At 59.6% G+C, this 25,677-nt stretch carries 26 protein-coding genes and 1 pseudogene; 13 read left to right on the top strand and 14 right to left on the bottom strand.

Annotated elements, in window-relative coordinates:
* Positions 1 to 15 precede the first annotated feature (15 nt).
* The 4 genes from pheA to mtnA all read right to left on the bottom strand — a co-directional run bounded on the left by pheA (position 16) and on the right by mtnA (position 6,110).
* Entirely contained in the window at positions 16 to 1,113 is a 1,098-nt protein-coding gene (gene pheA, locus BVH74_RS10785) for a prephenate dehydratase (RefSeq protein ID WP_080050073.1), read from the bottom strand.
* Between the two features lie 4 nt (positions 1,114 to 1,117).
* Positions 1,118 to 2,200 (bottom strand): 3-phosphoserine/phosphohydroxythreonine transaminase, encoded by a 1,083-nt coding sequence (gene serC, locus BVH74_RS10780; RefSeq protein WP_080050072.1) that lies wholly within the window; start codon positions 2,198 to 2,200, stop codon positions 1,118 to 1,120.
* A gap of 8 nt (positions 2,201 to 2,208) precedes the next feature.
* Positions 2,209 to 4,845: a DNA gyrase subunit A gene (gyrA, locus tag BVH74_RS10775; protein WP_080050071.1), complete on the bottom strand. Its 2,637-nt coding sequence runs from the start codon at positions 4,843 to 4,845 to the stop codon at positions 2,209 to 2,211.
* A 188-nt stretch (positions 4,846 to 5,033) separates the two neighbouring features.
* A complete protein-coding gene (gene mtnA, locus BVH74_RS10770) occupies positions 5,034 to 6,110 on the bottom strand; it encodes an S-methyl-5-thioribose-1-phosphate isomerase (protein WP_080050070.1) in 1,077 nt (358 codons plus the stop codon).
* A gap of 143 nt (positions 6,111 to 6,253) precedes the next feature.
* On the opposite strand from mtnA, the gene BVH74_RS10765 reads away from it, so the two are divergent.
* From BVH74_RS10765 to BVH74_RS10745, 5 genes are all read left to right on the top strand, one after another.
* Positions 6,254 to 7,594, top strand: coding sequence for a TRZ/ATZ family hydrolase (locus BVH74_RS10765; RefSeq protein ID WP_080050069.1), 1,341 nt, complete (start codon positions 6,254 to 6,256; stop codon positions 7,592 to 7,594).
* Complete coding sequence (gene ubiG, locus BVH74_RS10760) at positions 7,587 to 8,285, top strand: bifunctional 2-polyprenyl-6-hydroxyphenol methylase/3-demethylubiquinol 3-O-methyltransferase UbiG (RefSeq protein ID WP_080050068.1); 699 nt, start codon at positions 7,587 to 7,589, stop codon at positions 8,283 to 8,285. Before BVH74_RS10765 ends, ubiG begins: the two co-directional genes overlap by 8 nt.
* A 2-nt stretch (positions 8,286 to 8,287) precedes the next feature.
* On the top strand, positions 8,288 to 8,959 hold the full coding sequence (gene gph, locus BVH74_RS10755; protein WP_080050067.1) for a phosphoglycolate phosphatase: 672 nt from the start codon (positions 8,288 to 8,290) through the stop codon (positions 8,957 to 8,959).
* 1 nt (position 8,960) lies between these two features.
* Positions 8,961 to 9,704: a YciK family oxidoreductase gene (locus tag BVH74_RS10750; RefSeq protein WP_080050066.1), complete on the top strand. Its 744-nt coding sequence runs from the start codon at positions 8,961 to 8,963 to the stop codon at positions 9,702 to 9,704.
* 184 nt (positions 9,705 to 9,888) lie between these two features.
* Positions 9,889 to 10,791 carry a GGDEF domain-containing protein gene (locus BVH74_RS10745; protein ID WP_080050065.1) on the top strand — a complete coding sequence of 301 codons (903 nt, stop codon included), beginning with the start codon at positions 9,889 to 9,891 and terminating at the stop codon, positions 10,789 to 10,791.
* Positions 10,792 to 10,843: 52 nt separating this feature from the next.
* Here BVH74_RS10745 and BVH74_RS10740 read toward each other — a convergent pair whose 3' ends face one another.
* From BVH74_RS10740 to BVH74_RS10710, 7 genes and pseudogenes are all read right to left on the bottom strand, one after another.
* The gene (locus BVH74_RS10740) at positions 10,844 to 11,584 is read right to left on the bottom strand and encodes a SapC family protein (RefSeq protein ID WP_080050064.1); all 741 of its coding nucleotides are present in this window, start codon (positions 11,582 to 11,584) and stop codon (positions 10,844 to 10,846) included.
* Between the two features lie 55 nt (positions 11,585 to 11,639).
* A pseudogene (gene rluB / locus BVH74_RS10735) lies at positions 11,640 to 12,512 on the bottom strand (23S rRNA pseudouridine(2605) synthase RluB); the annotation flags it as partial.
* A gap of 88 nt (positions 12,513 to 12,600) precedes the next feature.
* Entirely contained in the window at positions 12,601 to 13,353 is a 753-nt protein-coding gene (gene scpB, locus BVH74_RS10730) for an SMC-Scp complex subunit ScpB (RefSeq protein WP_155121708.1), read from the bottom strand.
* Positions 13,334 to 14,143: a segregation and condensation protein A gene (locus BVH74_RS10725; RefSeq protein WP_080051701.1), complete on the bottom strand. Its 810-nt coding sequence runs from the start codon at positions 14,141 to 14,143 to the stop codon at positions 13,334 to 13,336. The genes scpB and BVH74_RS10725 overlap by 20 nt, the downstream gene beginning before the upstream one ends.
* Positions 14,144 to 14,211: 68 nt before the next feature.
* Complete coding sequence (locus tag BVH74_RS10720; RefSeq protein ID WP_080050061.1) at positions 14,212 to 15,429, bottom strand: tryptophan--tRNA ligase; 1,218 nt, start codon at positions 15,427 to 15,429, stop codon at positions 14,212 to 14,214.
* 82 nt (positions 15,430 to 15,511) lie between these two features.
* Complete coding sequence (locus tag BVH74_RS10715) at positions 15,512 to 16,147, bottom strand: L-threonylcarbamoyladenylate synthase (RefSeq protein ID WP_080050060.1); 636 nt, start codon at positions 16,145 to 16,147, stop codon at positions 15,512 to 15,514.
* 24 nt (positions 16,148 to 16,171) lie between these two features.
* Entirely contained in the window at positions 16,172 to 17,029 is an 858-nt protein-coding gene (locus tag BVH74_RS10710) for a PHP domain-containing protein (protein WP_080050059.1), read from the bottom strand.
* A gap of 139 nt (positions 17,030 to 17,168) precedes the next feature.
* On the opposite strand from BVH74_RS10710, the gene BVH74_RS10705 reads away from it, so the two are divergent.
* The 5 genes from BVH74_RS10705 (at position 17,169) to BVH74_RS10685 (ending at position 20,470) form a co-directional block, all read left to right on the top strand.
* Positions 17,169 to 17,471 carry a YciI family protein gene (locus BVH74_RS10705; RefSeq protein ID WP_080050058.1) on the top strand — a complete coding sequence of 101 codons (303 nt, stop codon included), beginning with the start codon at positions 17,169 to 17,171 and terminating at the stop codon, positions 17,469 to 17,471.
* A gap of 11 nt (positions 17,472 to 17,482) precedes the next feature.
* On the top strand, positions 17,483 to 17,887 hold the full coding sequence (locus BVH74_RS10700; RefSeq protein WP_080050057.1) for an SH3 domain-containing protein: 405 nt from the start codon (positions 17,483 to 17,485) through the stop codon (positions 17,885 to 17,887).
* Positions 17,875 to 18,564 carry a response regulator gene (locus tag BVH74_RS10695; RefSeq protein ID WP_080050056.1) on the top strand — a complete coding sequence of 230 codons (690 nt, stop codon included), beginning with the start codon at positions 17,875 to 17,877 and terminating at the stop codon, positions 18,562 to 18,564. The genes BVH74_RS10700 and BVH74_RS10695 overlap by 13 nt, the downstream gene beginning before the upstream one ends.
* 209 nt (positions 18,565 to 18,773) lie before the next feature.
* Positions 18,774 to 19,124 (top strand): Spy/CpxP family protein refolding chaperone, encoded by a 351-nt coding sequence (locus tag BVH74_RS10690; RefSeq protein WP_080050055.1) that lies wholly within the window; start codon positions 18,774 to 18,776, stop codon positions 19,122 to 19,124.
* Between the two features lie 11 nt (positions 19,125 to 19,135).
* Positions 19,136 to 20,470 (top strand): sensor histidine kinase, encoded by a 1,335-nt coding sequence (locus tag BVH74_RS10685; protein ID WP_080050054.1) that lies wholly within the window; start codon positions 19,136 to 19,138, stop codon positions 20,468 to 20,470.
* A 3-nt stretch (positions 20,471 to 20,473) separates the two neighbouring features.
* Here the strand turns inward: BVH74_RS10685 and BVH74_RS10680 are convergent, their stop codons facing one another.
* Together BVH74_RS10680 and BVH74_RS10675 are read right to left on the bottom strand one after the other, a co-directional pair.
* Positions 20,474 to 21,031, bottom strand: a complete 558-nt coding sequence (locus BVH74_RS10680; RefSeq protein WP_080050053.1) for a nitroreductase family protein — start codon at positions 21,029 to 21,031, stop codon at positions 20,474 to 20,476.
* On the bottom strand, positions 21,031 to 22,077 hold the full coding sequence (locus BVH74_RS10675; protein ID WP_080050052.1) for an AraC family transcriptional regulator: 1,047 nt from the start codon (positions 22,075 to 22,077) through the stop codon (positions 21,031 to 21,033). Before BVH74_RS10675 ends, BVH74_RS10680 begins: the two co-directional genes overlap by 1 nt.
* Positions 22,078 to 22,262: 185 nt before the next feature.
* Here BVH74_RS10675 and BVH74_RS10670 point away from each other — a divergent pair, with 185 nt between their 5' ends.
* From BVH74_RS10670 to BVH74_RS10660, 3 genes are all read left to right on the top strand, one after another.
* Positions 22,263 to 22,598 (top strand): Mpo1-like protein, encoded by a 336-nt coding sequence (locus BVH74_RS10670; RefSeq protein WP_080050051.1) that lies wholly within the window; start codon positions 22,263 to 22,265, stop codon positions 22,596 to 22,598.
* Positions 22,599 to 22,692: 94 nt separating this feature from the next.
* Complete coding sequence (locus BVH74_RS10665; protein WP_080050050.1) at positions 22,693 to 23,274, top strand: HD domain-containing protein; 582 nt, start codon at positions 22,693 to 22,695, stop codon at positions 23,272 to 23,274.
* A 133-nt stretch (positions 23,275 to 23,407) separates the two neighbouring features.
* Complete coding sequence (locus BVH74_RS10660) at positions 23,408 to 24,784, top strand: adenylate/guanylate cyclase domain-containing protein (RefSeq protein ID WP_080050049.1); 1,377 nt, start codon at positions 23,408 to 23,410, stop codon at positions 24,782 to 24,784.
* Here BVH74_RS10660 and BVH74_RS10655 read toward each other — a convergent pair.
* The gene (locus tag BVH74_RS10655; RefSeq protein WP_080050048.1) at positions 24,777 to 25,592 is read right to left on the bottom strand and encodes a UDP-2,3-diacylglucosamine diphosphatase; all 816 of its coding nucleotides are present in this window, start codon (positions 25,590 to 25,592) and stop codon (positions 24,777 to 24,779) included. The genes BVH74_RS10660 and BVH74_RS10655 overlap by 8 nt on opposite strands.
* Between the last annotated feature and the right edge of the window lie 85 nt (positions 25,593 to 25,677).

The raw sequence follows: 25,677 nt of genomic DNA, 5'->3' as shown, positions 1-25,677 counted from the left end.
AGGGAATCGGCCGTGTTACAACACTGCCTTCGGGTAGGAGCCCAGCACTTTCAGCGCCACCGACTCGTCGTTGATCTTCTCCAGCACATCCTTGATCAGCGGGTCATGCTGATGACCGATGAAGTCGATGAAGAATACGTAGGTCCACTTGCCGCTGCGCGAGGGCCGGGTTTCGATCCGGGTCAGGTCGATGCCATTAGTATGGAACGGTTCCAGCAGATGATGCAGCGCGCCCGGCTTATTGCGCATGGAGACGATGACCGAAGTCTTGTCGTCGCCGGTCGGCGGCACCTTCTGGTTGCCAATGATCAGGAACCGTGTGGAGTTGTCCGGACGGTCCTCGATCTTTTCCGCGATCTTGCTCAGGCCATAGAGTTCGCAGGCCATGTCACCGGCAATCGCCGCCGAATTCCACTCCCCCTTGACCCGCTTGGCCGCGTCGGCGTTACTGGCCACCGCCACCCGCTCAACATTCGGGTAATGGGCATCCAGCCACTTGCGGCACTGGGCCAGCGACTGGGCATGCGAATAGACCCGGGAAATCTTGTCGGTCTTGGTATTTTCGCCGACCAGCAGGTGATGATGAATGCGCAACTCGACTTCGCCACAGATCACCATGTCGTGCTCGAGGAAGCTGTCCAGCGTGTGGTTGATCGCGCCTTCAGTGGAGTTTTCCACCGGCACTACGCCGAACTGCACTGCACCGGCGGCCACTTCACGGAAGATTTCATCGATCGCCGCCATTGGCACGCTGATCACCGAATGTCCGAAGTGCTTCAGCGCCGCCGCCTGGGTAAAGGTACCTTCCGGCCCCAGATAGGCAACCTTGAGCGGCTCTTCCAGGGCCAAGCAGGCAGACATGATCTCGCGGAACAGGCGCGCCATTTCCTCGTTGTCGAGCGGCCCCTGGTTCAGCTCCATGATGTGCTTGAGTACCCAGGCTTCACGCTCGGGACGGTAAAAAACCGCTTTCTCGCCCTCAGGCAGGGCCTTCTGTTTGACCTGCGCCACGGTTTGGGCACAGAGCGCGCGCTCACTGATCAGCTCGAGAATTTTTTCGTCGATGCTGTCGATGCGATTACGCAGGGCCTTGAGTTGAGCTTCGTCGGACATGGGTTCAACCGTGCTGTTTCTCGAATTCGGCCATGTAGGCCACCAGTGCATCCACTGCCGCTTCCGGCACCGCATTGTAAATTGACGCACGCATACCACCGACCGAGCGATGGCCCTTCAGATTAAGCAGCCCACGCTCCTCGGCGCCAGCCAGGAACGGCTTGTCCAGGCGGTCATCTGCCAGGCGGAACGGTACGTTCATCCACGAGCGATCAGCGACATTGATCGGGTTGCTGTACAGCCCACTGGCGTCGATGGCGGCATACAGCTTGCGCTGCTTGGCATCGTTGACGCGCTTCATCCCCTCCAGCCCACCCTGCTGCTTGAGCCACTGAAAAATCAGCCCGGACAGGTACCAGGCGAAGGTCGGCGGGGTGTTGTACATCGAGCCATTCTTGGCCGCCACGGCATAGTCGAGCATGGTCGGACAACTGGCCCGCGCGCGACCGAGCAGATCTTCACGCACGATTACCACTACCAGGCCGCTGGGACCGATATTTTTCTGCGCACCGGCATAGATCAGACCGAACTTCGATACATCAAGCGGACGCGACAGTATGTTCGAGGACATGTCTGCCACCAAGGGCGCAGACACTTCCGGCACCCAGTTGAACTCCAGCCCACCGATGGTCTCGTTCGGGGTGTAGTGTACATAGGCGGCATCGCCGGAGAGCTGCCAGTCGTTCTGCCCGGGAATTGCGAAGTAGTCATGGCCCTTGGCACTGGCGGCAACATGTACGTTACCGAAGCGCGAGGCCTCCTCGATGGCCTTGGCCGACCAGATACCGGTGTCGATATAATCGGCCCTGCCACCCTCAGGCAGCAGATTGAGCGGAATCTGGGCAAACTGCTGGCTGGCTCCGCCCTGCAGGAACAGCACCTTATAGTTGTTCGGAATCGCCAGCAGATCACGCAGATCCTGCTCAGCGCGCTCGGCGATGCCGACAAACTCGTCGCTGCGATGGCTCATTTCCATCACAGACAAACCTTTGCCCTGCCAATCCAGCAACTCTTCGCGGGCCTGCTGCAGCACCGCTTCGGGCAGCGCCGCTGGGCCGGCGCAGAAATTGAACAAACGCTTGCTCACGATGCCTGTTACTCCTGCTCACTCACTGGCGGCTCACCGCCGTCACCAGACTCTTTGACCTCGACGTCAACGCCATCAGCCACGGCATCTTCATCGAGCAACTCGTCACTTTCTTCCGGCTCCTGTACGCGCTCCAGACCAACAAGCTTCTCGCCATTGGCCAGTTTGATCAGAGTCACACCCTGAGTATTGCGCGACAATTTGGAGACCTCACTGACCCGGGTACGGACCAGCGTGCCCTGATCGGAAATCAGCATGATCTCGTCACCATCGACCACCTGGATCGCCCCGACCAACGGACCGTTGCGTTCATTGGTCACCATGGCGATCACGCCCTGGCCACCACGCTTGTACTGCGGGAACTCTTCGACCGCGGTACGCTTGCCGTAACCACGCTCGGAAGCCGTCAGGATCTGGGTATCCGCTTCGGCAATCAGCATCGACACCAGGCGCTGCCCCTCGGCCAGACGCATGCCACGGACACCCCGGGCAGTCCGCCCCATGGCCCGCACGTCGGATTCCTGGAAGCGAGTCACCTTGCCGCCATCGGAGAACAGCATGACTTCACGCTGACCATCGGTCAGCGCGGCGGCAATCAGTCGATCCCCCTCATCCAGATCCAGGGCAATCAGACCAACACTACGCTGGCGACTGAACTGCTCCAGCGGGGTTTTCTTGACCGTACCATTGGCGGTGGCCATGAAGATGAACCAGCCTTCGGTGTACTCATCAACCGGCAGCATGGTGGTGATCTTCTCACCTTCGTCCAGCGGCAGCAGATTGACCAGCGGCCGGCCTCGAGCGGTGCGCGAGGCCTCGGGAATCTCATAGGTCTTGAGCCAGTAGACCTTGCCCTTGCTGGAGAACAGCAGCAGGGTGGTATGACTGTGAGCTACCAGCAGGTGTTCAACGTAGTCCTCGTCCTTGACCCCGGTGGCGGCCTTGCCCCGACCACCACGGCGCTGCGCCTGATAGTCGGCCAGCGGCTGGCTCTTGGCGTAACCGCCATGGGAAATGGTGACTACCCGATCTTCCTCGGTAATCAGGTCGGCAATGGTCAGGTCCAGGCGCGAAGCAACGATCTCGGTACGGCGCTCATCGCCATAGCTGGTTTTGACCTGCTCCAGCTCTTCGACGATCACTTCCATCAGCCGTTCCTGGCTGTTGAGGATACGCAGCAGCTCGCCAATCTGAACCAGAATTTCCTGGTACTCGCCCAGCAGCTTCTCGTGCTCCAGACCGGTCAGGCGGTGCAGACGCAATTCCAGAATTGCCTGAGCCTGCTCCGGTGACAGGTAGTACTTGCCCTCACGCAGACCGTACTGCTCATCGAGCCCTTCCGGGCGGCAGGACTCGGCGCCAGCGCGCTTGACCATCTCCACCACGGCGCCCGGTTCCCAGGCTGTGGCAATCAGGCGTTCCTTGGCCTCAGCCGGAGTCGGCGATGCCTTGATCAGCTCGATAACCGGGTCGATGTTGGACAGGGCTACCGCCTGACCTTCAAGGATATGGCCGCGCTCACGGGCCTTGCGCAGCTCGTACACGGTGCGCCGGGTCACCACTTCACGACGGTGACGGATAAAGGCTTCGAGCAGTTCCTTGAGATTCAGGATCTTTGGCTGGCCGTCGAGCAGGCCGACAATATTGATGCCGAACACGCTCTGCATCTGGGTCTGGGCGTAGAGGTTGTTGAGTACCACTTCCGGTACTTCGCCACGACGCAGCTCGATCACCACCCGGATACCGTCCTTGTCGGACTCATCACGCAGCTCGGTGATACCTTCGAGCTTCTTCTCCTTGACCAGCTCGGCGATCTTCTCGATCAGCCGCGCCTTGTTCAACTGATAGGGAAGCTCGTTGATGATGATCTGCTGACGCCCACCGACCTTGTCGATATCTTCGATTTCACAGCGCGCCCGCACATAAATGCGCCCGCGACCAGTGCGATAGGCCTCGACGATACCGGCGCGGCCATTGATGATGCCGGCGGTGGGGAAGTCGGGGCCTGGAATGTACTCCATTAGCTCGTCAACACCCAGATCGGGGTTGGCAATCAGCGCCAGACAGCCATTGATCACTTCGGTCAGGTTGTGCGGCGGAATATTGGTAGCCATGCCCACGGCAATCCCGCTGGAACCGTTGACCAGCAAATTGGGGACCTTGGTCGGCAAAACCTCGGGGATCTGTTCGGTGCCGTCATAGTTGGGCACCCAGTCGACGGTTTCCTTGTCCAGATCGGCCAGCAGCTCATGTGCCAGCTTGGCCATCCGCACTTCGGTATAACGCATGGCGGCGGCATTATCACCGTCGATCGAGCCGAAGTTGCCCTGCCCGTCAACCAGCGGGTAACGCATGGAGAAGTCCTGCGCCATCCGCACGATGGTGTCATAAACGGCCGAGTCGCCGTGCGGGTGGTATTTACCGATCACGTCACCGACCACACGGGCGGACTTCTTGTATGCCTTGTTCCAGTCGTTGCCCAGCTCGCTCATGGCGAACAGCACGCGCCGGTGTACGGGCTTGAGGCCGTCACGCACGTCCGGCAGTGCCCGGCCGACGATGACGCTCATAGCGTAATCGAGGTAGGACTGTTTCAGCTCGTCTTCGATATTGACTGGAAGGATTTCTTTGGCCAGTTCACCCATGAAACGGCATTCCTTTATTAGTCGGCAACCTGCTGATGCCTATAGCTTTGGTTCAGTGCGCGAAGGGGCTCTCGGCGCCCGGCGAAACTCTGTGTCGAGCGATCCGGACCACGCCCGATCAAAGCCCAGCAGCATACCACAGACGAGGTAAGGGAGGGAGCGCGAAAGCGCCCGGCGCCAAGAACCAGTCAGTGCAGGCGTCGGGTACTCATAAGCTCGGCCAGCTTGCGGGCGTCGGGGCGCTCGACAATGCCCTTTTCGGTCACAATCACGTCAATCAGGTCGGCCGGCGTAACATCGAACACCGGATTGAACACCTCGGCACCAGTTGTCAGATCCTGCCCACCGACCTGCAACAACTCATCACCCGAGCGCTCTTCCAACGGAATCAGCTCACCCTCTTCCAGACTCATGTCGATGGTCGAGGTTGGCGCCACCACCATGAACCGCACCCCATGATGCATGGCCAATACAGCCAGCGAATAGGTGCCGATCTTGTTGGCCACATCGCCATTGGCCGCGATCCGGTCAGCACCCACGATGACCCAACTGATCGCTTCGGTCTTCATCAGATGGGCTGCAGTGACATCCGCCAGCAACGTGACCGGCACCCCTCCGCGTACCAACTCCCAGGCCGTCAGCCTGGCACCCTGCAGCCAGGGCCGGGTTTCATCGGCATAGACCCGCTCAAGCACTCCGGCCGCATGAGCAGCCCGGATAACCCCAAGCGCTGTACCGTAACCGCCAGTGGCCAGGGCTCCGGCATTGCAGTGGGTCAGCACTTTCTGCTTGCCACGCCCATGCCGGCGCAGCACCTGCAAGCCCAAGCGCGCCATGCTGAGATTGGCTTCACGATCACCGGCATGGATTTCCTCGGCAGCTTGCAGCAAGCGGGCAGGCACATCGGCATCAGCCGGCAGGCGTCGCAACTGTTCTCGCATCATGCGCAACGCCCAGGTCAGATTTACCGCAGTTGGCCGAGCCACCTCCAGACAGGCAAAGTCGTCCGCCAGGGCAGATTCCCAATCGTCAGCCTGAGCAATCCGCCGGGCCGCCAGCGCAATACCATAAGCAGCAGCCACACCAATCGCCGGCGCACCACGCACCACCATGTCACGGATCGCCGCCGCAACCTGTGACGCATCGTCGCAATTCTGATACAACTCCTGCCCAGGCAAATGCCGCTGATCCAGTAAACGCAGGCAGTCAGAGCACCACTCAACCGCCTTGAACGTCTCGGGCAACAACGTGAAATCCGGTGACATGCACATCTCCAGCCACTGCCGACAGGAGGCCGGCATGATCAAAGTCGCTGATTATACCCTGCATACACACCTCACCGGGCAGCAATAACACCTTGTCGGAGGGTATACTGCGCCACACCGCAACCCAGGCAGGTATTGTGCCCATGTTCCAGATACCCAACGAATTCGACCTGCTGATCAGCGCACGCTGGATCGCTCCGGTAGTACCTGCCGGCCAACTTCTGACGGATCACGCGCTGGCCATTCATCAGGGCAACATTCTCGCCATTGTGCCGCAAAGCGCCTGCGGCGACCTACGCCCACGCGAGTGGCGCGAGCTCGGCAATCATCTGCTAATACCGGGCCTGGTAAATGCCCACGGTCATGCCGCCATGAGCCTGCTGCGCGGCCTGGCCGACGATCTGCCCCTGATGACCTGGCTGCAGGAGCATATCTGGCCAGCCGAAGGCCGCTGGGTCGACGAACAGTTCGTGCGTATCGGTACCGAACTGGCCGTAGCGGAGATGCTGCTGGGCGGCACCACCTGCTTTGCCGACATGTACTTCTATCCAGCAGTGGCCGCCCAGGTCGCGCAGGAGCGCGGAATCCGCGCACAAATTGCCTTTCCGGTCGTCGACAGCCCGATCCCCGGGGCCCGCGACGCCAACGACGCCATCAGTCAAGGCCTGCGCCTGCATGACGAACTACGCCACAGTGCACTGGTCAGCATTGCCTTCGGCCCACACGCACCCTATACGGTTGGCGATGATACCCTGACCCGAATCCGCACTTTGGCCGACGAACTGGATCTGCCTGTCCACATGCATGTGCACGAAACCGCAACCGAAGTCGATCAGGCCCTGCAACAGGATGGACGACGCCCGCTTCAGCGCCTGCGTGATCTGGGGCTACTTAGCCCGCGTCTGCAAGCCGTGCACATGACCCAGGTGGACGACAATGATCTTGAATTGCTTCAGGCCTTCGATGTGCAGGTGATCCACTGCCCGGAATCCAACCTCAAACTGGCCAGCGGTTTCTGCCCGACCCAACGCCTGCTGGAGGCAGGTATCAACGTTGCGCTCGGTACCGACGGTGCAGCCAGCAACAACGATCTGGATATGCTTGGCGAGTTGCGCACAGCCGCCCTGCTGGCCAAGGGTGTCAGCGGTCAACCTACTGCCCTGGATGCCCACGCCGCCCTGCATATGGCTACCCTGGCTGGCGCCAAGGCCTTGGGCCTGAGCGAGCGCATCGGCTCACTGGAACCCGGCAAGGCCGCCGACCTGATCGCCGTAGAACTCGAGGGCCCCGGCCGCCAACCGGTGTATCATGCATTATCACAACTGCTTTATACCTGCAGCGCCAGCCAGGTGAGTGACGTATGGGTTGCCGGCCGGGAAAGGGTCCGCGACCGACAACTGACTCACTTCGAACTGGAGCCACTGCTTGCCCAGGCCCGGGACTGGGCTCAACGTATTCAACAAGGGGATACCCAGGATGCTTAATGTCGATCGCGCTGAAATCGCCAAATTCGAGGCGCTGGCCAGCCGCTGGTGGGACCGCAACAGCGAATTCCGCCCACTGCATGAAATCAACCCACTGCGCACCAATTGGATCGACCAGCGCGCCGGCCTGGCCGGCAAGACCGTACTTGACGTTGGCTGCGGCGGCGGCATCCTGGCCGAAGCCATGGCCCAGCGTGGCGCCAAGGTTACCGGCATCGATATGGGCGAAGCGCCGCTTGGCGTAGCCCGGCTGCACCAGCTCGAATCCGGCGTCGAGATCGATTATCGCCAGTGCACTGCTGAAGAGTTGGCCGAAGAGCTCCCCGGCCAGTTCGACGTGGTGACCTGCATGGAAATGCTCGAGCACGTACCCGACCCCTCATCGGTGATCCGTGCCTGCGCCACACTGGTCAAACCCGGCGGCCAGGTGTTCTTCTCGACCATCAATCGCAACCCCAAGTCATTCCTGTTCGCCATCGTCGGAGCTGAATACGTACTGCGCATGTTGCCGCGCGGCACTCACGAATTCGCCAAATTCATCCGTCCTGCTGAACTGGGCGCCTGGAGCCGCGAAGCCGGTCTGGACCTGCAGGACATCACTGGCCTGACCTACAACCCGCTGACCAAGATCTACCGCCTGGAGCAGGATGTTGACGTCAACTACATGATTCACTGCCAGCGGAGCCTGTAGTCATGATCACCAGCGTCCTGTTCGATCTCGATGGAACCCTGTTGGATACCGCAGGCGACTTCGTCGACATCATCCAGGTCATGCGCGCCGAACGCGGCCTGCCGCCAGCGCCCGAAGATCAGGTGCGCAGCCGGGTATCGGACGGCTCGATCGGCATGCTCTGCGCCGCCTTCGAACTGAACCCGCAGGCACCCGGTTTCCATGAGCTTCGCGAAGACTTTCTGCAACGCTATGACCGCCAGCTGGCAGTACATACCCGCTTCTACCCGGGCATCGAAGCTCTGCTCGACTGGCTCGATAGCGAAGGCCTGCCCTGGGGCGTGGTTACCAACAAGCTAAGTCGCTTCAGTGTGCCATTACTGGACGCCATGGGGATTGGTCAGCGTTGCGCCAGCCTGGTCTGCCCAGACCAGGTCAGCCAGTCAAAACCTCACCCGGAACCCTTGCTCAAAGCCTGTGTCGAGATGGGAGTAGAGCCGCGCGATTCGGTATTCATTGGTGACCACCTGCGCGACATTCAGGCCGGACGCGCCGCCGGCATGCTGACCGTTGCAGCGCTGTACGGCTATCTGCCGCCCGGCGACGACCCCAGTACCTGGCAGGCTGACCATAGTATTCACGAGGCAGCGGCATTGCATCCCTGGCTGATGCAGTTACGCCAACAGGAGAAGTAACATGTTCGACTATCATGCCCCGACCGACCTGCTCAAGGATCGGGTCATCCTCATCACCGGCGCCAGCGACGGAATTGGCAAGGCCTGCGCCCTGAGCTGCGCAGCTCACGGCGCCACCGTAGTACTGATCGGCCGCAGCCTGAGCAAACTGGAAGCGGTATACGATCAGATCGAGGCCGCGGGCCAGCCGCAACCGGCCATTTGCGTACTCAACCTGGAAACCGCAACTGAAAAGGACTACGAGGACCTGGCCGACCAGCTCTTCGACAGCTTCGGTCGACTCGACGGCCTGGTCCACAACGCCGCCCTGCTGGGCGGCCCGCGCACCCCGTTCGAACAGATCAAAACCGAAGACTGGCTGCAGGCCATGCAGGTCAACGTCAACGCCCCATTCCTGCTGACCAAGGCGATGATGCCACTACTGCGCGTCGCTGGTGACGCCTCGGTAGTCATGGTGTCATCCAGCGTTGGTCGCACAGGGCGCGCCTACTGGGGCCCCTATGCAGTATCCAAGTTCGCTCTGGAGGGCATGATGCAGGTTTTGGCAGACGAGCAGGACGGTACCAGCAATATCCGGGTTAACAGCGTCAACCCCGGCGCTACCCGCACCGCCATGCGGGCCAAGGCCTACCCGGCCGAAGAGCCGGAGACCAATCCCGAGCCCGCCGCCATCATGCCGGTATTTCTCTACCTGCTGGGTGCCGACAGCCGCGAAATCAATGGCCAGGCGCTGAACGCCCAATAAGACGGTTTTTCGACGCCGCTGCCGCTGGGCAGCGGCAAAAAGCCCGTGCAACGGCAATTTTTTGCCACCCTCGCCACCAAAACGCCATCAAAAAACTCCAACACATTGATAATAAAGAACTTATTTTCGATGGCACACAGCTTGCTTGAATCAAGATAATTCCAGCACCCGCTCAGGATTTGTCATGATGTCGACCCAAGGCAATACCATCGATCTCGACAGCGCCCGCAAACTGCTTCAGCCTGCCAGCAGCCAGCAGCGCTCGCTGCCGGAACTGCACCAGCGATTGCTCCAGGTGCTGCAAACCTCACTGGAAATCGACCGGGTTCTGGAACTGTTCTTCACTGAACTGCAAAGCCTGATCCCGGTCGACGGACTGGAGTACCAGAACAGCACCCACGACCTGCAACTGCAACAGGGCAACCCCAGTCTGCATCGCTGCAGCTATCGACTCAATCATGGCAACGATTTTCTCGGCGAACTGCAGTTCAGTCGCGCCAAACGCTTTCGCGAACTGGAACTGAGTAACCTGGAAACTCTGCTCAGCACTCTGCTGTATCCGCTACGCAACGCCCTGATGTACCACGAGGCAGTGTCGTGCGCCCTGCGCGACAACCTGACCGGAGCCGGCAACCGCTTGGCCATGGACCAGGCCATCAACCGTGAGGTTCAGCTTGCCATCCGCAACCGCACTCCTCTGTCGCTGCTGGTACTGGACCTGGACCGCTTCAAGCAAATCAATGATATTTATGGTCATGCCTACGGCGACCAGGCCCTGAAAACTGTGGTTGACTGCACTCGCCAGTGTTTGCGTGCAGTGGATGGGTTGTATCGTCTGGGAGGCGAGGAGTTTGTAGTAGTGCTGGGCAACACCGGTCTGGAGCCTGCCAAAAGCATTGCCGAGCGTATTCGCAGTGCAGTGGAAAACCTGCAATTCAAGATCGATGGCCAACCACTACCCATGACCGTAAGCCTGGGGGTCGCCATCCGCCATAACGACGAGACCGGCCGGGAGCTGCTCGATCGCTGCGACAAACTTATGTACGCCGCCAAACACCGCGGCCGCAATATCGTGGTCAGCGAATAAGCCAATAAACGAATGGGAGAACAGACCTAATCAGGCCTGTTCCCTCCCTCACCTAGTGGGTAGCTGCCGCTTGCTGGTGAGCGACCAAGTAGCGCTCAAACAACTGGTTGGCATTACCCAACGACATCAGATGAGCATAAACCCAGCCTAAATAGCCCTTCCGATTCAGTCTCAGGACCTGATCGTCGTCAAGCTTGAGGAAACGTTCTTCATCAACAGCCATGAAATCACGCAAGACAAAACTCTCGCCACTGATGTGGGTTAGCTTGAGCGTACGTGCCACCAGCAGATCTAATGTCTTCAAGGTTTCGACAAAATCGCGGGTACGCTGCATTTCTGCGGTAAAGCCCTGCATGAACTGAATCATTTCATTCAGATAGTCACTGTTCGAGCCATCGTCCTTGAAAAGCGCTTGCCCTTGGGTTTCATTCCAGCCCGAGTAGCCGGCATCTATGCAAACGGTGAAACCATCATCTTCCCCTTGCGCCAATACAAAGGGGTAACGCCGGATAAAAGCAGGCACATAGGCATTGGCATGCCACTGACCATCGTCCTGCACATAGCTGTTATCACCCTGCTCCAATCCCAGCAAAGCAATCGGACTGACACTATCGCCCTCACCAACGAATACAATCGGGTAACTGCGCGCGGCCTGGAAAAACTCCAGGCCTGCCAAGGGGACCAAATGGGTTTCGGAGGCAAAATAACTATCACCGCCGGCTTTGAGCTTTAACAGCTTGTGCTCATCTCGATTGAGCGCCTTGATTTCCTTGTACAACAACAGCGTTGGCATCCGTTCATTCTCCATATTGGTAATCAAGGCCGTACAATCAACCTTGTCAGCTCCGACGCGGCCGGCGACTGGTACGCGCCTGATGCATCGACGGCTTGCGCTCATGCCGTTTCAGTTTTTCCTTGTCGGCTGTTTTCATCGCCGGCAACGGGATCGGCTTCAGACCGACTTCCTCACTCAAGGTGTCGATCTCGTTCTGCTTCATTTCCCGCCAGCGCCCCATCGGCAGCTCGGCACCGAGAAATACCGGCCCGAAGCGCACCCGCTTGAGACGGCTTACCTTGACGCCCTGAGACTCCCACAGACGACGCACTTCGCGGTTGCGCCCTTCGAGCAGACAAACGTGATACCAGCGGTTGATTCCGTCACCACCGGAAGAAACCACATCGGTAAAACGCGCCGGGCCATCTTCGAGCATCACGCCGGTTTTCAGTCGCTCGATCATGGCCTCATCGACTTCACCCATGACCCGCACTGCGTATTCACGGTCCATCTGGTAAGAGGGATGCATCAGCCGATTGGCCAGTTCACCGTCGGTAGTAAACAGCAACAGGCCCGAGGTATTGATGTCCAGACGCCCAACATTGATCCAACGACCCTGCTTCAGGCGTGGCAGGCGATCGAATACGGTCGGTCGACCTTCCGGGTCATCACGGGTACAAACCTCGCCTTCAGGCTTGTTGTAGATCATCACCCGGCGGATCACTTCGGTGTTCAGATCCCGACGCAGCGGCCGGCCATCAACACTGATCTGATCAAGACTGTCGACCCGGCAACCAAGCTGGGCCACCTCGCCATTAACCTCGACCCTGCCAGCACCAATCCAGGCTTCGATTTCGCGGCGCGAGCCAAGCCCAAGTCGTGCCAGTACCTTTTGCAGCTTTTCGCCGCTGGCGGGGGGGGTAGGAGTTGAATCGTTTTCGATAATGTCGGTCATTTAGAGCACCTCCCGGTGTGTGGATAATCAAGGCGCAGGATATAACCAGCGCAGCACAAGCGCAATCGCAGTGAAGACCCTAGCTGCCCGCCTGATCCTCGTCTGGCTCGTCCGGCAACAGGTCGTCGAAGTCCGTTTTAATATTGGCCTCCATTGCCTTGAGCTCGTCCAGCAGCGCATGAAAGCCGGTTTCTTCGCCTTCCTCGCCATCCAGCGCTTTGAGCGGCTCGACCGGCATCCAGGGCGCCTGATCGGCAGCAGCATCGACACCTTCATCCTTGAACTCCAACTCCGGCTCAAGCTGATCGATATCGCGAATAGTGGCCAACGGCGGCAGTTCATTGAGGCTGCGCATATTGAAATAGTCGAGAAATTGCCGGGTGGTGGCGAACATCGCCGGGCGGCCCGGCACGTCACGGTGCCCGACTACCCGTACCCACTCGCGCTCAAGCAGAGTCTTGATGATCTGACTACTGACTGCAACACCGCGAATATCTTCAATTTCGCCACGGGTGATCGGCTGGCGATAGGCAATCAATGCCAGGGTTTCAAGCATGGCTCGCGAATAGCGCTGCGGCCGCTCCTCCCACAACCGGCTGACCCAGGGCATGTAGTCTTCACGTACCTGCAAGCGCCAACCGCCAGCCACCTCTCGCAGCTCAAAGGCGCGCTCGGCGTAGCTATCCCCAAGCCGAACCAGAGCCTCGCGCAGAGCTTCATTGGTCGGCGCGCGGTCTTCGTCGAACAATTCACGCAGACGCTCAAGACTCAACGGCTTGCCTGCTGCCAGCAGCGCGGCCTCGAGAATCAGTTCAAGTGCTGGTTGACTCATCCTCACCTCTGACCTTGACGTGAATGGGGGCGAACGGTTCATTCTGTACCAATTCGACCAGTTGCTCCTTGATCAGCTCCAGCACTGCCATAAAGGTAACCACCACCCCTAGCCGCCCTTCACTGACACTAAACAGACTGACAAAGGGCACGAACTGCCCACCCTTGAGGTGCTCCAGCACTTCGGCCATGCGCTCCCGGGTAGACAAGGCTTCGCGGGTAACTTGGTGACTTTCGAACATGTCGGCGCGGCGCAGCACTTCGGACAGTGCCAGCAGCAACTCCTGCAGATTAACCTCAGGATGTAGACGCCGGGTTGGCTGCTCGGGCATTTCGGCACTGGCAAGAACGATATCGCGGCCAACTCGCGGCAGCGCATCCAGGTCTTCGGCTGCCTGTTTGAAGCGCTCGTACTCCTGTAGGCGCCGGATCAACTCAGCCCGCGGATCTTCCTCATCCTCATGACCGTCATCGTGGCGCGGTAGCAGCAGGCGTGACTTAATCTCGGCCAGCATAGCCGCCATGACCAGATATTCGGCAGCCAGCTCCAGACGTACCGTCTTCATCAACTCGACATAACTCATGTACTGGCGAGTGATTTCCGCCACCGGGATGTCGAGAATATCGATGTTCTGTCGCCGAATCAGGTACAACAGCAGGTCAAGCGGCCCCTCAAAGGCTTCCAGAAAGACTTCGAGGGCTTCGGGGGGGATGTAGAGATCCTGCGGCAGCTCAGTCACCGCCTGGCCATAGACCATGGCGAACGGCAGTTCATGCTGACGTGGCGTCATGACAGACGCATCAGCCGCCGTGGCGGCCGGAGTTGGCGAATCCTGTGCCTGCTCCGGTCCGCTCATGGTTATCGACGGTACTCCAGGCCCATGACCTGGCGTACTTCGGCCAGAGTATCGCGCGCCGCTTCACGGGCCCGCTCGGTTCCTTCGTTGAGGATTAATCGAACCGCATCGGGGTTGCCCTCATAGTCACGGGCACGCTGCTGCATGGGTGCAAGCTCGGTCGCGATCGCATCAATCACCGGCTTCTTGCAGTCAATGCAGCCAATCCCGGCGCTACGGCAACCCTGCTGCACCCAGTCATGGGTTGCCTGGTCGGTATACACCTGGTGCAGTTGCCAGACCGGGCACTTGTCCGGGTCACCCGGATCAGTACGGCGGACCCGGGCCGGGTCGGTTGGCATGCGCCGGACCTTCTCGTTGACCTCGTCGCTGGTGTCACGCAGGGTGATGGTGTTGTTGTAGGACTTGGACATTTTCTGCCCGTCCAGCCCCGGCATTTTCGAATCCGGGGTCAGCAGCGCCTGGGGCTCGGGCAGGATCACCTTGCCGCCACCTTCAAGGTAGCCGAACAGTCGCTCCTTGTCGCCCAGGGTAATGTTCTGCTGTTCCTTGAGCAGTGCCCGGGCAGTTTCCAGCGCATCGGCATCGCCCTGCTCCTGATAAGCCTTGCGCAAACTGCTGTACAGCTTGGCGGCCTTCTTGCCCATTTTGTGGATCGCGGCTTCGGCCTTGTCTTCAAAGCCCGGCTCCTTGCCATACAGATGGTTGAAGCGTCGCGCCACCTCACGGGTGATCTCGACATGCGCTACCTGATCAGCCCCGACCGGCACCTGGCCGGCCCGGTAAATCAGAATATCCGCACTTTGCAGCAGTGGATAACCGAGGAACCCGTAAGTTGCCAGATCCAGATCCTTGAGTTTTTCCTGCTGGTCCTTGTAGGTCGGCACCCGCTCCAGCCAACTGACTGGAGTGACCATCGACAGCAGCAGGTGCAGCTCCGCATGCTCAGGCACCTGAGACTGGATGAACAGAGTCGCCGAGTTACCGCTGACGCCAGCCGCCAGCCAATCAATCAGCATGTCCCAGACATTCTGTTCGATATCCTGCGGGTTTTCGTAATGGGTGGTCAGCGCATGCCAGTCGGCGGCGAAGAAGAAGCACTCGTACTCATGCTGCAGCTTGACCCAGTTCTTCAGCACTCCGTGGTAGTGACCAAGATGCAGGCGCCCGGTCGGACGCATGCCGGACAGGACACGGCGCTGGGAATCAACGGAACTCAAAGGTATCTCCTGAAGGTCTCATCAGTATGTTGTGGCGCGATTATACCCGGATTGGGCCAGACGTCAGCGGCGTCAGGCCCAATCAGTGTTCACGGCTTGCGCCAAACGGCTCGGGGTCACCCAGTCCAAGCCGTTGAACCTCGATCTGACCATCCAGCAGACTGACCACGGTCGTCGGTTCGATATTGCAGGCCCCACCGTCGATGATCAAATCGAGCTGCTTGCCCAGGCGGTCACGAATCATCTGCGGATCGGTCAACGGCAGACTATCGCCCGGCAGCATCAGCGTCACACTCATCAGTGGCTCGCCCAAAGCCTCAAGCAGGTCCAGGGTGATCTGGTGGTTGGGAATCCGCAGGCCGATAGTCCGTCGCTTGGGGTGCAGCAGCCGGCGCGGGACTTCGGTGGTGGCATTGAGAATGAAGGTGTAAGGCCCGGGGGTATTGGCCTTTAGCAGGCGAAAGATGCTGTTGTCGACCTTGGCGTAAACGCTCAATTCAGAAAGATCGCGACAGACCAGGGTGAAGTTGTGCTTGTCGTCCAGTTGCCGCAATCGGCGTATGCGCTCCTGCGCGTCCTTATCACCCAGATGACAACCCAGCGCGTAGGCCGAATCGGTGGGATAGGCGATCACCCCACCCTGGCGAATGATTTCAACCGCCTGACGAATAAGACGCGCCTGCGGGTTTTCGGGGTGTATCTGAAAGTATTGGCTCACATCATCATCCGTTGCATGCATACATCAAGTGTAGTTGAACAACCTGTCGGCCCAGACTGGCTCGCAGTCTGACGGCATGGCAGTCATCACGCCCAACGCCATCCATGGCGAACCGGGATGGTGAAAGTCACTGCCACAACTGGCCAGAAACCCGAACTCGTTGCTCAGCTTGCCCAGGTAAGCTACCTGCTCTGGCGGCTGTCGGCCATTGACCACTTCAATGCCCCGCCCTCCGGCAGAGGCGAACTCACGCAGCAGACGCCGTAGCTTGCTGCGAGTAAAGCCATACTGCCAGGGGTGCGCCAACACCGCCATGCCATCGGCGGCACGAATCTGCCCGACCACCTCGCCCAAAGCCGGCCAGTGCTGTTTGATATCGCCCAGCTTGCCAGCTCCCAACCACTTACGAAAAGCCTCGGCCCGGTCACTTACATGACCTTCACGCACCAGCCAGTCGGCAAAGTGCGGGCGCGCTGGCGGCGCATCGGCATCCGCGCCCATGGCCAACTGAACCTCCTGCGCCCCTTCCAGGGCCCCAGGCATGCGCTTGGCCGCCAGCCGCTCGGCTATTTGTTGCGCCCGCTGCCAGCGCCCTGCACGCACCTCTTCCAGGGCCTGAAGCAATGCCGGCGCAGCCGGATCAAAGCCATAACCCAAGACATGCAGTGTGTGGCCTTGCCACTGCGCCGACAGCTCTACCCCACTGACCCAACGGATGCCGGCAGCCAACGCCGCCGCCCGAGCTTCAGTCAGCCCCTCCAACGTATCGTGATCAGTCAGAGCGACCAGCTCGACACCTGCCTCGGCCGCCTGGCGCATCAACTCAGCCGGAGCCAAGACTCCATCCGAGGCGGTACTGTGCATGTGCAAATCAGCAATCACGTTTATTCCAGCCCGACAAAATATTTTCACTATTATGCCTGTTGAACGCTGACAAGGCCCAGCCGATGCAATAACTTAGGCCCGCCAACTACTAAACTACTATCAAAACCTCACTATCTATCACAGATAAGGAAGCTTCATGTACTACGCCATCATGGCCAGCGACGCTCCAGACACACTGGACGCACGCCTGGCGGCGCGTCCTGATCACCTGGCTCGCCTGCAAGCTCTGCAAAACGCCGGGCGCCTGCTACTGGCCGGTCCGCATCCGGCCATCGACAGCAACGACCCAGGCCCGGCTGGTTTCACCGGCAGCCTGGTGGTCGCCGAGTTCGAGTCTCTGGAACAGGCCCGGGCCTGGGCCGATGCCGACCCCTATGTCAGCGCCGGAGTCTATGCCGAAGTACTTATCAAACCCTTTAAACCCGTGCTGCCGGCCTGAGGAGTTCAGCGATGCCCCGATTGATGATTGCGCTGCTGTGCGGCACGGCCCTGCTTTGCATCCAGGCGATAGCTGACGAGAGTGCAACCCAGCCAGAGTCGCCACCAAGCGCCAACGCACAAGATGTCGGCGTACTCCAGGCCGAACTGGCCCGGGTTGAGGCCGAACGTCAGCAACTGGCAGAACAACTGGCCGGTGGAAACGACTCCAACCTTGAACTACAGCGTTTGCGTGAAGAAAACCAAAACCTGCGTGCTCGGCAACTGGATGCGGAACTTGGCGCCCGTGCCAGGCTCGAAGAGCAACGTCAACAATGGTTCATTATTGGCGGAGCCACCGTCGCCGGCAGTTTACTGCTGGGCTTCCTGCTTGCCAGGATCGGTGGCCGCCGTAAACGTAGCGAATGGCTGAATTGAATTCACACCCGATATTGATGATCGATGACGACCAGGAGCTCTGTGAGCTCCTGGGCGACTGGCTGGCAGTTGAAGGCTTCAGCCTGACCGTACGCCACGATGGCGAAAGCGGACTTGAGGCACTGCGTGCCGAACCGTTCGAGGCGGTAATCCTCGACGTCATGATGCCCGGTATGAATGGTCTGGATGTTTTGCGCGCGTTGCGCCAGGAATTCCAGACCCCGCTACTTATGCTCAGCGCCCGAGGCGAACCGGTGGATCGGATTCTTGGCCTGGAACTGGGTGCCGATGACTACCTGGCCAAACCCTGCGACCCCCGCGAGCTGGTCGCCAGACTACGCGCGCTGCTGCGCCGCAGCCAAAACACCAGCACAGGACACCAACCACTGCAAGCCGGCGATATTCGCCTGGACCCGGACAGCCTGTTGGCCTGGCAGGGCGAACAACCACTGCCGCTGACCCAGACCGAAGCACTGATCCTGCGCTGCCTGCTGAACAACCACGGCCAACTGGTCGACCGCCAGTCACTGTCACGCGAAGCGTTAGGCAAACCCCTTGGCCCCTACGACCGCAGCCTGGACATGCACATGAGCAACCTGCGGCGCAAACTGGGCAACCATCCCGACGGCCGTAGCCGCATCCAGTCGATCCGTGGTCGCGGCTATCTTTACAGCTAATGACATACTTTGGGCAACACTGATTAATTGCACGCAAGCCCGGCAGCCCGGTTGGCGCCGGAACAGATTTAATCAGTGTTTCCTTTGCACAGGCTCATTAAGCTTTACACTGCCTTTACCAAAGGATAGCCCTGCTTGACATGGCGATCTCTACACTCTGCAGTCAATGGCCGGACAAGCCGGCCAGCCCTGAACCAGGAGTAGAGATTATGAAGAAAGCCCTGATCGCCGGTCTGCTGGCACTGTCTACGGGTATCGCTACCGTCGCTTTCGCTGCATCGGGAGATGCCGAACCCCGCCATGAGCGCCATATGGAACGTATGGCCAAAGCTCTGGAACTAACAGCAGAGCAACAGGAGCAACTGCACGGCATTCATGCCGAGCAACGGGAAAAACACAAGGCCCTGCGCGAAGAAAGCATCAGCCGCGTCGATGCCGTGCTGACCGATGAGCAACGCGCCAAAATGGCCGAACTGCGCGAAAAACGGCAGGAACGTATGCAGGAGCGTCGCTCCCATCGGGATGGCGATCGCCCGCGCAAACACCAACACAGAAGCTAAGGTAAACGTATATGCGGCTGTTCTGGAAAGTCTTTGCGGTACTCTGGCTGGCAACCCTGCTGGTCGGTGGATCGGGCTTTCTGGTCAGCCGCACCCTTCAACAGGACTGGCTGCTACTGCAGTTCCATCCACAGCTACGGGACTTCGCCGAACAGTTGGTCGAGCATTACGAACAGCGCGGCCCACGTGCCGCCCAGAGCTGGCTGGAACAACAACGCCGGGAATACCGACTACGGGCCAATCTGTATGACACCAGTGGGCAACTGCTGCTGCCTGGCACCTTGCCCACCTCCCCGCGATTTGCCGATCCCCGAGGCGAGCCCGGCAGCGAAACCCCTCGTTACGGACGCCTGTTCCAACTGGTCTGGGATTCACCCGACAGCACCTATCAATTGACCCTGCATGTCCCCAGTCCCGAGCTGTTCCGCTGGCAACGCACACCACTGGCGCTAATTGCCAATGTTCTACTGGCCATGACCGTACTAGCGCTGCTGAGCCTGCTGCTCAGCCGTTACCTGACCGCACCACTGGCCAAACTCGGCCAGGCTGCCCAAGCCTTGGCCAAGGGTAACTTCGACGCAGCCAAGCTTCAGGATCTGGGCCAACGCCAGGATGAATTCGGTGAATTGTCCAGGCAGTTCGAGAGCATGGGCAACCGGGTACAGAGCCTGCTGGACAGCCAGCGACAGTTGATGCGCGACATCTCCCACGAACTGCGCTCACCACTGGCCCGACTGCGGATTGGTCTGGCGCTGGGCAGCAAACAGCAATTATCCGAGGACGACCCTCTGTGGGCTCGGCTTGACCGCGAATGCAGTCGGCTGGATGCACTGATTGACGACATCCTGACCCTGAGCCGGCTGGATACCCAGGATCAGCCACGCCAACCCTTCGAGCTCGACAATCTGGTGGCGCGTGCGGTCGATGACGCTCAGTTTGCCGCCGAAGATTGCGAGCTGGTGCTTGAAGGGCGAACCCAGGCCACTCTGCAAGGCTGGCCAGAACAGCTCTATAGCGCCCTGGACAATCTGCTGCGCAACGCCCAGCGCTTCAGTCCTACCCAAGGGCTGATCCGGGTCCGCCTGTCACGCCAGGGTCAGAACTGCCTGATTGAAGTCGACGATCAGGGCCCCGGAGTACCGCAAGACTGGCTAAGTCAGCTTGGCGAACCCTTTGTCCGGCTACCCGGTCAGGCCACCGACAGCGGCCATGGACTAGGGTTGGCGATCGCCCGTCGGGCGGTGGAGCGCCATCAAGGCCAACTGAGCTTCGCGGCCAGCGATCTTGGTGGCCTGAAGGCACGTATTAGCTTGAAGCTGGCAGCCCAGGACTATTACGCCTCCTGAGCTCTATCCCCAGGTCTGGAAATAATCCTCGACCGTCAACTCTGGCAGGGCCTTGCGCGCCCCAAGCGGCTGGCCCAAATATAGAAAGGCGATGATCCGTTCGTTGTCGGCCACGCCCAGCCCCTCACGCACCACCGGGTGATAAGCCAGCTCGCCGGTGCGCCAGACCGCGCCCAGCCCCAGCGCATGGGCAGCCAGCAGCATATTGCCAACCGCCACACCACAGGCCAGATCCTGTTCGATTTCAGGAACCTTGGGGTGCGCCTGATGGCAACTGATGGCAATCACCATCATCGGTGCCCGTAGTGGCAAACCCTGATAGCGGGCCAGAGTTTCCGTCGTGATATCGGCGCAGTCACTCAAGGCCGCCCGACCGAACAACTCTCCCAACCGTTCCAGCCCGTCGCCCTCCACCACCAGAAAACGCCAAGGTCGCAGATAGGCATGATCCGGCGCCCGCAAGGCCGCCCGGAATAATGCTTCGCGCTGAGCCTGGGTCGGGGCTGGGCCCGTCAGGCGCGGAACCGAAACCCGTTCATGCAGCGCTTTGAGCGCATCCATCATCGATCCTCTTCGTTATTCACCATTGGCCGACGAGCCAATTGCCGCTCACGATACTGCCCGGGAGGTATGCCGAACCAGCGCTTGAAGGCCCGAAAAAAATTGCTCGGGTCGGCAAAACCGAGCAAATAGGCGATCTCCAGCAAGGTCAGTTGTCGCTGCCCCAGATACTGCAACGCCAACTCACGCCGGGTTTCATCAAGCAGCGCTTGATAGCTGGTGTTTTCGTCCTGCAGGCGCCGCTGCAAGGTTCTGGTGCTCATGCGCAGCGCACTGGCCACTGCCTCGCGCTTGGGCTCGCCCTGCGGCAACAGACGACACAGTACCTGACGGGCCTGATGAGTCACCCTGTCACGTTCGAACCGCATCAGGTAGTCGGCGGCCAACTGATCGTGTAACTGAGCCAGGGTTTCATTGCCGGTGGCCAACGGCTCTTCCATCATGCTCCGGGAGAAACTCAGGCTGTAGCTCGGCGCACCAAACACCAGTGGGCAACCGAACAAAGCCTGATAGGCGCTCAGCTCGGCTGGCGCCGGATAGGCAAAATGAGCCTCCAGGGGCATCAACACACGGCCGGTCATCCAGCGGCAGAAAGCCAGGGCATAAGCCATCGCCGCATCATGGCTCTGGGCTGGCGCTGGCAAGCGATCACCATGAATCGACATGACCAGCCGATAACAGTCCGGATGTACCTCCAGCGCCAGATCAGCCGCCTCACCGATCAGCCGCTGATAACGCACAATGCGGGCAAAGCCATCCTTTAAGGTACGGCTCGACATCAGGGCAAAGCCCACTACATTGAAATGTGCAGGACGAATCACCTGGGCCATGTTCAAACCAATGGCCGGGTCCCCCGAGCGCTCGACCGCCAATTGCCAGAGCCGGGTCATTTGATCCTGGGCAATGCGGGCATCAGGGTCGTTCAGCAGTCCAGGATCAACGCCCAGCTCGACAAACAACGCTCGGCCATCAAGACCACTCAGCTCCAGCGCCTGGACAATCGCCAGCGCCCAACTGGATGATGTGGTGCGTTCAGAATGCGGCATAGCTCTCTCGCAGCCAGGAGTCGTGCCCCTGAAGCCTGTTGTTATGGTCAATATGTAAAAGGCACGATCATAGAACAAACCGGCCAAGGGTAAAAACCGTCTACGCCACAGCTTTGGCCACCCAGGTCATGCCGGGCACCAGGGGAGCTACACTATAGTGACGGGAAAAGCCTGGAGAAACCGCCATGTCAGCACCCACGTCCCAAAACGCCAACGACACTCCGGTATTCAAGTCATTTGCCGAGTTCTACCCTTACTACCTCAGCGAACACAGCAATGACACCTGCCGCCGCCTGCACTATGTCGGCAGTTGTCTGGTACTGCTGATTCTGGCCTACGCCCTGCTTAGCCAAAACTGGTGGTGGTTGCTGGCCTTGCCGGTAGCCGGCTACGGCTTCGCCTGGGTTGGTCACTTCCTGTTCGAGAAGAACAAGCCGGCCACGTTCAAGTACCCACTGTACAGCTTCATTGGCGACTGGGTCATGCTGCGTGATGCCTTTACCGGGCGGATTCGTTTCTAGGGCTCTGGTGCCAACTGTCGGGGACGCGACAGTCCCCACCCAGGTTAGCGATTACCCTGCCTCGACAAACCAAGAACAACCGAGGAGAACCGTGATGGGCGAACAACGCGCCAGCTTCCGTGCCATGCAGGAAGGAACCGCCGAAGACTGGAATATCATTTCCGGCCACTTCCGTCCCTTCGCCAAGGAATTGCCAGAGCGTATTCTGGCCCACCTTAAACTGCTCGACGGCGACTTCGGGGGCTTCCCGATCGATCGCCTGCAGCACTCACTGCAAACTGCCACACGTGCCCACCGCGACGGTCGTGACGAGGAATACGTGGTCTGCGCCCTGCTTCACGATATTGGCGACACCCTGGGCTCGTATAACCACCCTGACATTGCCGCCGCCATTCTCAAGCCCTTCGTCTCACCGGAAAACCTGTGGATGGTGGAAAAGCACGGCGTCTTCCAGGGCTATTACTTTTTCCATCACCTGGGCATGGATCGCCATCTGCGCGACCAGTTCAAGGATCACCCGCTGTACGCCTACACCGCCGAGTTCTGCGCCAAGTACGATGCCCCGGCGTTTGATCCGGACTACCCGAACGAGCAACTGGAGTTTTTCGAACCCATGCTGCGCCGGGTGTTCGCCGCTCCACGCAACTCGATGTACGCCAAAGCTCAGGAGGCCTGAGAAGCTCCGAGCAAACCGAATCAGCGGCCCAGTGTTCCCCTGGGCCGTCTTGCATATTATGATCGGCCCGGTCAGTCCGAGCAGCCGGCCCCACGCCGCTGCGGACTCCGGACCTATCTGATCAGGGAACTGCATGAGCATCGAGCCCCGTATGCAACAGGCCAAACCGCCTGTGGAAGGCTACCATTCGCGGATGATCGCTTACCTGTGCGTCGCCATCAGCTTCGCGGCCATGGGCTACCAGCAGGGCTATGACCTGGTTTACCTGGGCATTATTGGCTATGCCCTGCTCTACCCACTGATGATTCGCCTGATCGGCCCGCGCCTGGTTCACTCGCGCCCAAACCAGCGCCTGGGTCTGCTGGCCATCGATGCTCTGCACGTTGGCGTATTCATCACCCTGGCCCAGTTCAATCTGGTGCCCAGCCTGATGTTTCTGCTACTGATCAGCTTTGCCTGCCTGATTAGCGGAGGCCCGTTCTATCTGTTGAGTGCCTGGCTGCTGGTACTGATCGGACTGGTTGCCAGCGCCCTGCTACTGATGCCTGAACCGATGCTGCACAGCAGCCTGCTGGTATCGCTGGCCAGCCTGCTCAGTGGCGGCCTGTTCATCGGCCTGATCGCCACCTTCGTCTACCGCCAGAGCAACAGCCTGGAGCAGGCTCAACGGGCCATCAGGGTCGAGCAGGAAAAGACCGCCCGGCTGGCCACCAATCTGTCCAAATACCTGTCACCGCAGGTCTGGGAGTCTATTTTCTCCGGCAAGCGCAGTGTCACCCTAGAGACCCGACGCAAGAAGCTCACGGTATTCTTTTCCGACATTCGCGGTTTTACCGAGCTGGCCGAGGAGATGGAAGCTGAAGCCCTGACCGACCTGCTCAATAACTATCTCAACGAAATGGCGCGCATCGCCCTGCAATATGGCGGGACCATCGACAAGTTCATCGGCGATTGCGTGATGGTGTTCTTTGGCGACCCGCTCACCCAGGGAGCCAAGCAGGACGCCGAGGCAGCGGTATCCATGGCCATTGCCATGCGCAAACATATGAAGGTACTGCGCCAGCAATGGCGCAGCCAGGGCATCACTCGTCCGCTGGAAATCCGCATGGGCCTGAGCACCGGTTATTGCACGGTCGGCAACTTCGGCGCCCACAGCCGCATGGACTACACCATCATCGGCCGCGAGGTTAATCTGGCCAGTCGCCTGGAAAGCGCCGCCGAGGCGGGTGAAATCCTGATTTCCCACGAGACCTACTCCCTGATCAAGGACACCATCATGTGCCGCGACAAGGGGCAAATCGGAGTCAAGGGCTTTTCCAAGCCAGTGCAGATCTACGAAGTGGTCGGTCTACGGCGCGACCTGGGTGCCGCGCCCAGTTTTGTCGAGCATGAGAAACCGGGCTTCTCGATGTACCTGGACACCAGCCACATCCGCAATTATGACAAGGACGATATTGTCGAGGCTCTGGAGCAGGCTGCTCGCAAGCTGCGCGACAAGGTAATTATTTAGCGACCGCTTCACCCTCGACCATCTGCAACTCAGGCTGGCTGGCTGTTTCGTGCCACTGGTACAGCTCGATCCGTCCATCCCAGTGCTCGATCAACGCGGTGCAGGATTCCACCCAGTCGCCACAGTTGTGATAGTCGATGCCGCTGACCTCACGAATCTCGGCGTGATGAATATGCCCGCAAACCACACCCTGGTAGCCACGTTTGACGCACTCGTGGGCCAGCGCATCTTCGAAGTCGCTGATAAAGTTGACGGCCTTTTTGACCCGCTGCTTGAGGTAGGCCGATAACGACCAGTAACCGTAACCGAACCGGCTGCGCCAATGGTTGAACCAGCGGTTGAGTACCAGACTGAACTCGTAGGCATGATCGCCCAGAAACGCCAGCCAGCGGTGGCAGCGAGTGATGACATCAAACTGATCGCCATGAATGACCAGCAGGCGCCGACCATCGGCTGTAACATGCTCAGCCTCGTCCACCAGCTCGATATTGCCCAGCATAAGCACCGAGTAACGGCGCAAGAACTCGTCATGGTTGCCGGTGACATAGGTGACCCGTGTTCCCCGCTTGCTCATGGTCAGCACCCGACGCACCACATTGGTGTGGCTCTGCGGCCAGTAGACGCCCTTGCGTAACCGCCAGCCATCGATGATATCGCCGACCAGATAAAGCTGGTCACAGTCGTAGCGTTTGAGAAAAGCCGTCAGCTTGTCGGCCTGACAGCCGCGGGTACCCAGATGCAAGTCGGATATCCACAGGGTGCGAACCCGCTGTTTGGCGCCGGGGCGCCGGGTTTCTACCTGGGTCATGAGGACTCTCCTCTTCAGCCTGAGTCCAAGCTAACCCCGCCTGGTGACAGCAACATGGCGAAAACATGACCGCCCAGTGACAAGG

It is taken from the genome of Halopseudomonas phragmitis (genome assembly GCF_002056295.1).
Lineage (GTDB): Bacteria > Pseudomonadota > Gammaproteobacteria > Pseudomonadales > Pseudomonadaceae > Halopseudomonas > Halopseudomonas phragmitis.
The sequence above is the reverse complement of the archived record's forward strand: the minus strand, read 5'-3'. Positions and strand labels throughout refer to the sequence as shown.

What these genes read in the sequence shown, in the direction of transcription:
- BVH74_RS10705 (WP_080050058.1), top strand. Translation starts at nt 17,169, where the DNA reads ATGTACTACGCCATCATGGCCAGCGACGCTCCAGACACACTGGACGCA.
- pheA (WP_080050073.1), bottom strand. Translation starts at nt 1,113, where the DNA reads ATGTCCGACGAAGCTCAACTCAAGGCCCTGCGTAATCGCATCGACAGC.
- BVH74_RS10685 (WP_080050054.1), top strand. Translation starts at nt 19,136, where the DNA reads ATGCGGCTGTTCTGGAAAGTCTTTGCGGTACTCTGGCTGGCAACCCTG.
- BVH74_RS10660 (WP_080050049.1), top strand. Translation starts at nt 23,408, where the DNA reads ATGAGCATCGAGCCCCGTATGCAACAGGCCAAACCGCCTGTGGAAGGC.
- BVH74_RS10670 (WP_080050051.1), top strand. Translation starts at nt 22,263, where the DNA reads ATGTCAGCACCCACGTCCCAAAACGCCAACGACACTCCGGTATTCAAG.
- BVH74_RS10690 (WP_080050055.1), top strand. Translation starts at nt 18,774, where the DNA reads ATGAAGAAAGCCCTGATCGCCGGTCTGCTGGCACTGTCTACGGGTATC.
- ubiG (WP_080050068.1), top strand. Translation starts at nt 7,587, where the DNA reads ATGCTTAATGTCGATCGCGCTGAAATCGCCAAATTCGAGGCGCTGGCC.
- BVH74_RS10655 (WP_080050048.1), bottom strand. Translation starts at nt 25,592, where the DNA reads ATGACCCAGGTAGAAACCCGGCGCCCCGGCGCCAAACAGCGGGTTCGC.
- BVH74_RS10700 (WP_080050057.1), top strand. Translation starts at nt 17,483, where the DNA reads ATGCCCCGATTGATGATTGCGCTGCTGTGCGGCACGGCCCTGCTTTGC.
- BVH74_RS10665 (WP_080050050.1), top strand. Translation starts at nt 22,693, where the DNA reads ATGGGCGAACAACGCGCCAGCTTCCGTGCCATGCAGGAAGGAACCGCC.
- BVH74_RS10680 (WP_080050053.1), bottom strand. Translation starts at nt 21,031, where the DNA reads ATGGATGCGCTCAAAGCGCTGCATGAACGGGTTTCGGTTCCGCGCCTG.
- BVH74_RS10675 (WP_080050052.1), bottom strand. Translation starts at nt 22,077, where the DNA reads ATGCCGCATTCTGAACGCACCACATCATCCAGTTGGGCGCTGGCGATT.
- BVH74_RS10725 (WP_080051701.1), bottom strand. Translation starts at nt 14,143, where the DNA reads ATGACGCCACGTCAGCATGAACTGCCGTTCGCCATGGTCTATGGCCAG.
- BVH74_RS10745 (WP_080050065.1), top strand. Translation starts at nt 9,889, where the DNA reads ATGATGTCGACCCAAGGCAATACCATCGATCTCGACAGCGCCCGCAAA.
- BVH74_RS10750 (WP_080050066.1), top strand. Translation starts at nt 8,961, where the DNA reads ATGTTCGACTATCATGCCCCGACCGACCTGCTCAAGGATCGGGTCATC.
- mtnA (WP_080050070.1), bottom strand. Translation starts at nt 6,110, where the DNA reads ATGTCACCGGATTTCACGTTGTTGCCCGAGACGTTCAAGGCGGTTGAG.
- gyrA (WP_080050071.1), bottom strand. Translation starts at nt 4,845, where the DNA reads ATGGGTGAACTGGCCAAAGAAATCCTTCCAGTCAATATCGAAGACGAG.
- gph (WP_080050067.1), top strand. Translation starts at nt 8,288, where the DNA reads ATGATCACCAGCGTCCTGTTCGATCTCGATGGAACCCTGTTGGATACC.
- BVH74_RS10740 (WP_080050064.1), bottom strand. Translation starts at nt 11,584, where the DNA reads ATGCCAACGCTGTTGTTGTACAAGGAAATCAAGGCGCTCAATCGAGAT.
- BVH74_RS10695 (WP_080050056.1), top strand. Translation starts at nt 17,875, where the DNA reads ATGGCTGAATTGAATTCACACCCGATATTGATGATCGATGACGACCAG.
- scpB (WP_155121708.1), bottom strand. Translation starts at nt 13,353, where the DNA reads ATGAGTCAACCAGCACTTGAACTGATTCTCGAGGCCGCGCTGCTGGCA.
- BVH74_RS10765 (WP_080050069.1), top strand. Translation starts at nt 6,254, where the DNA reads ATGTTCCAGATACCCAACGAATTCGACCTGCTGATCAGCGCACGCTGG.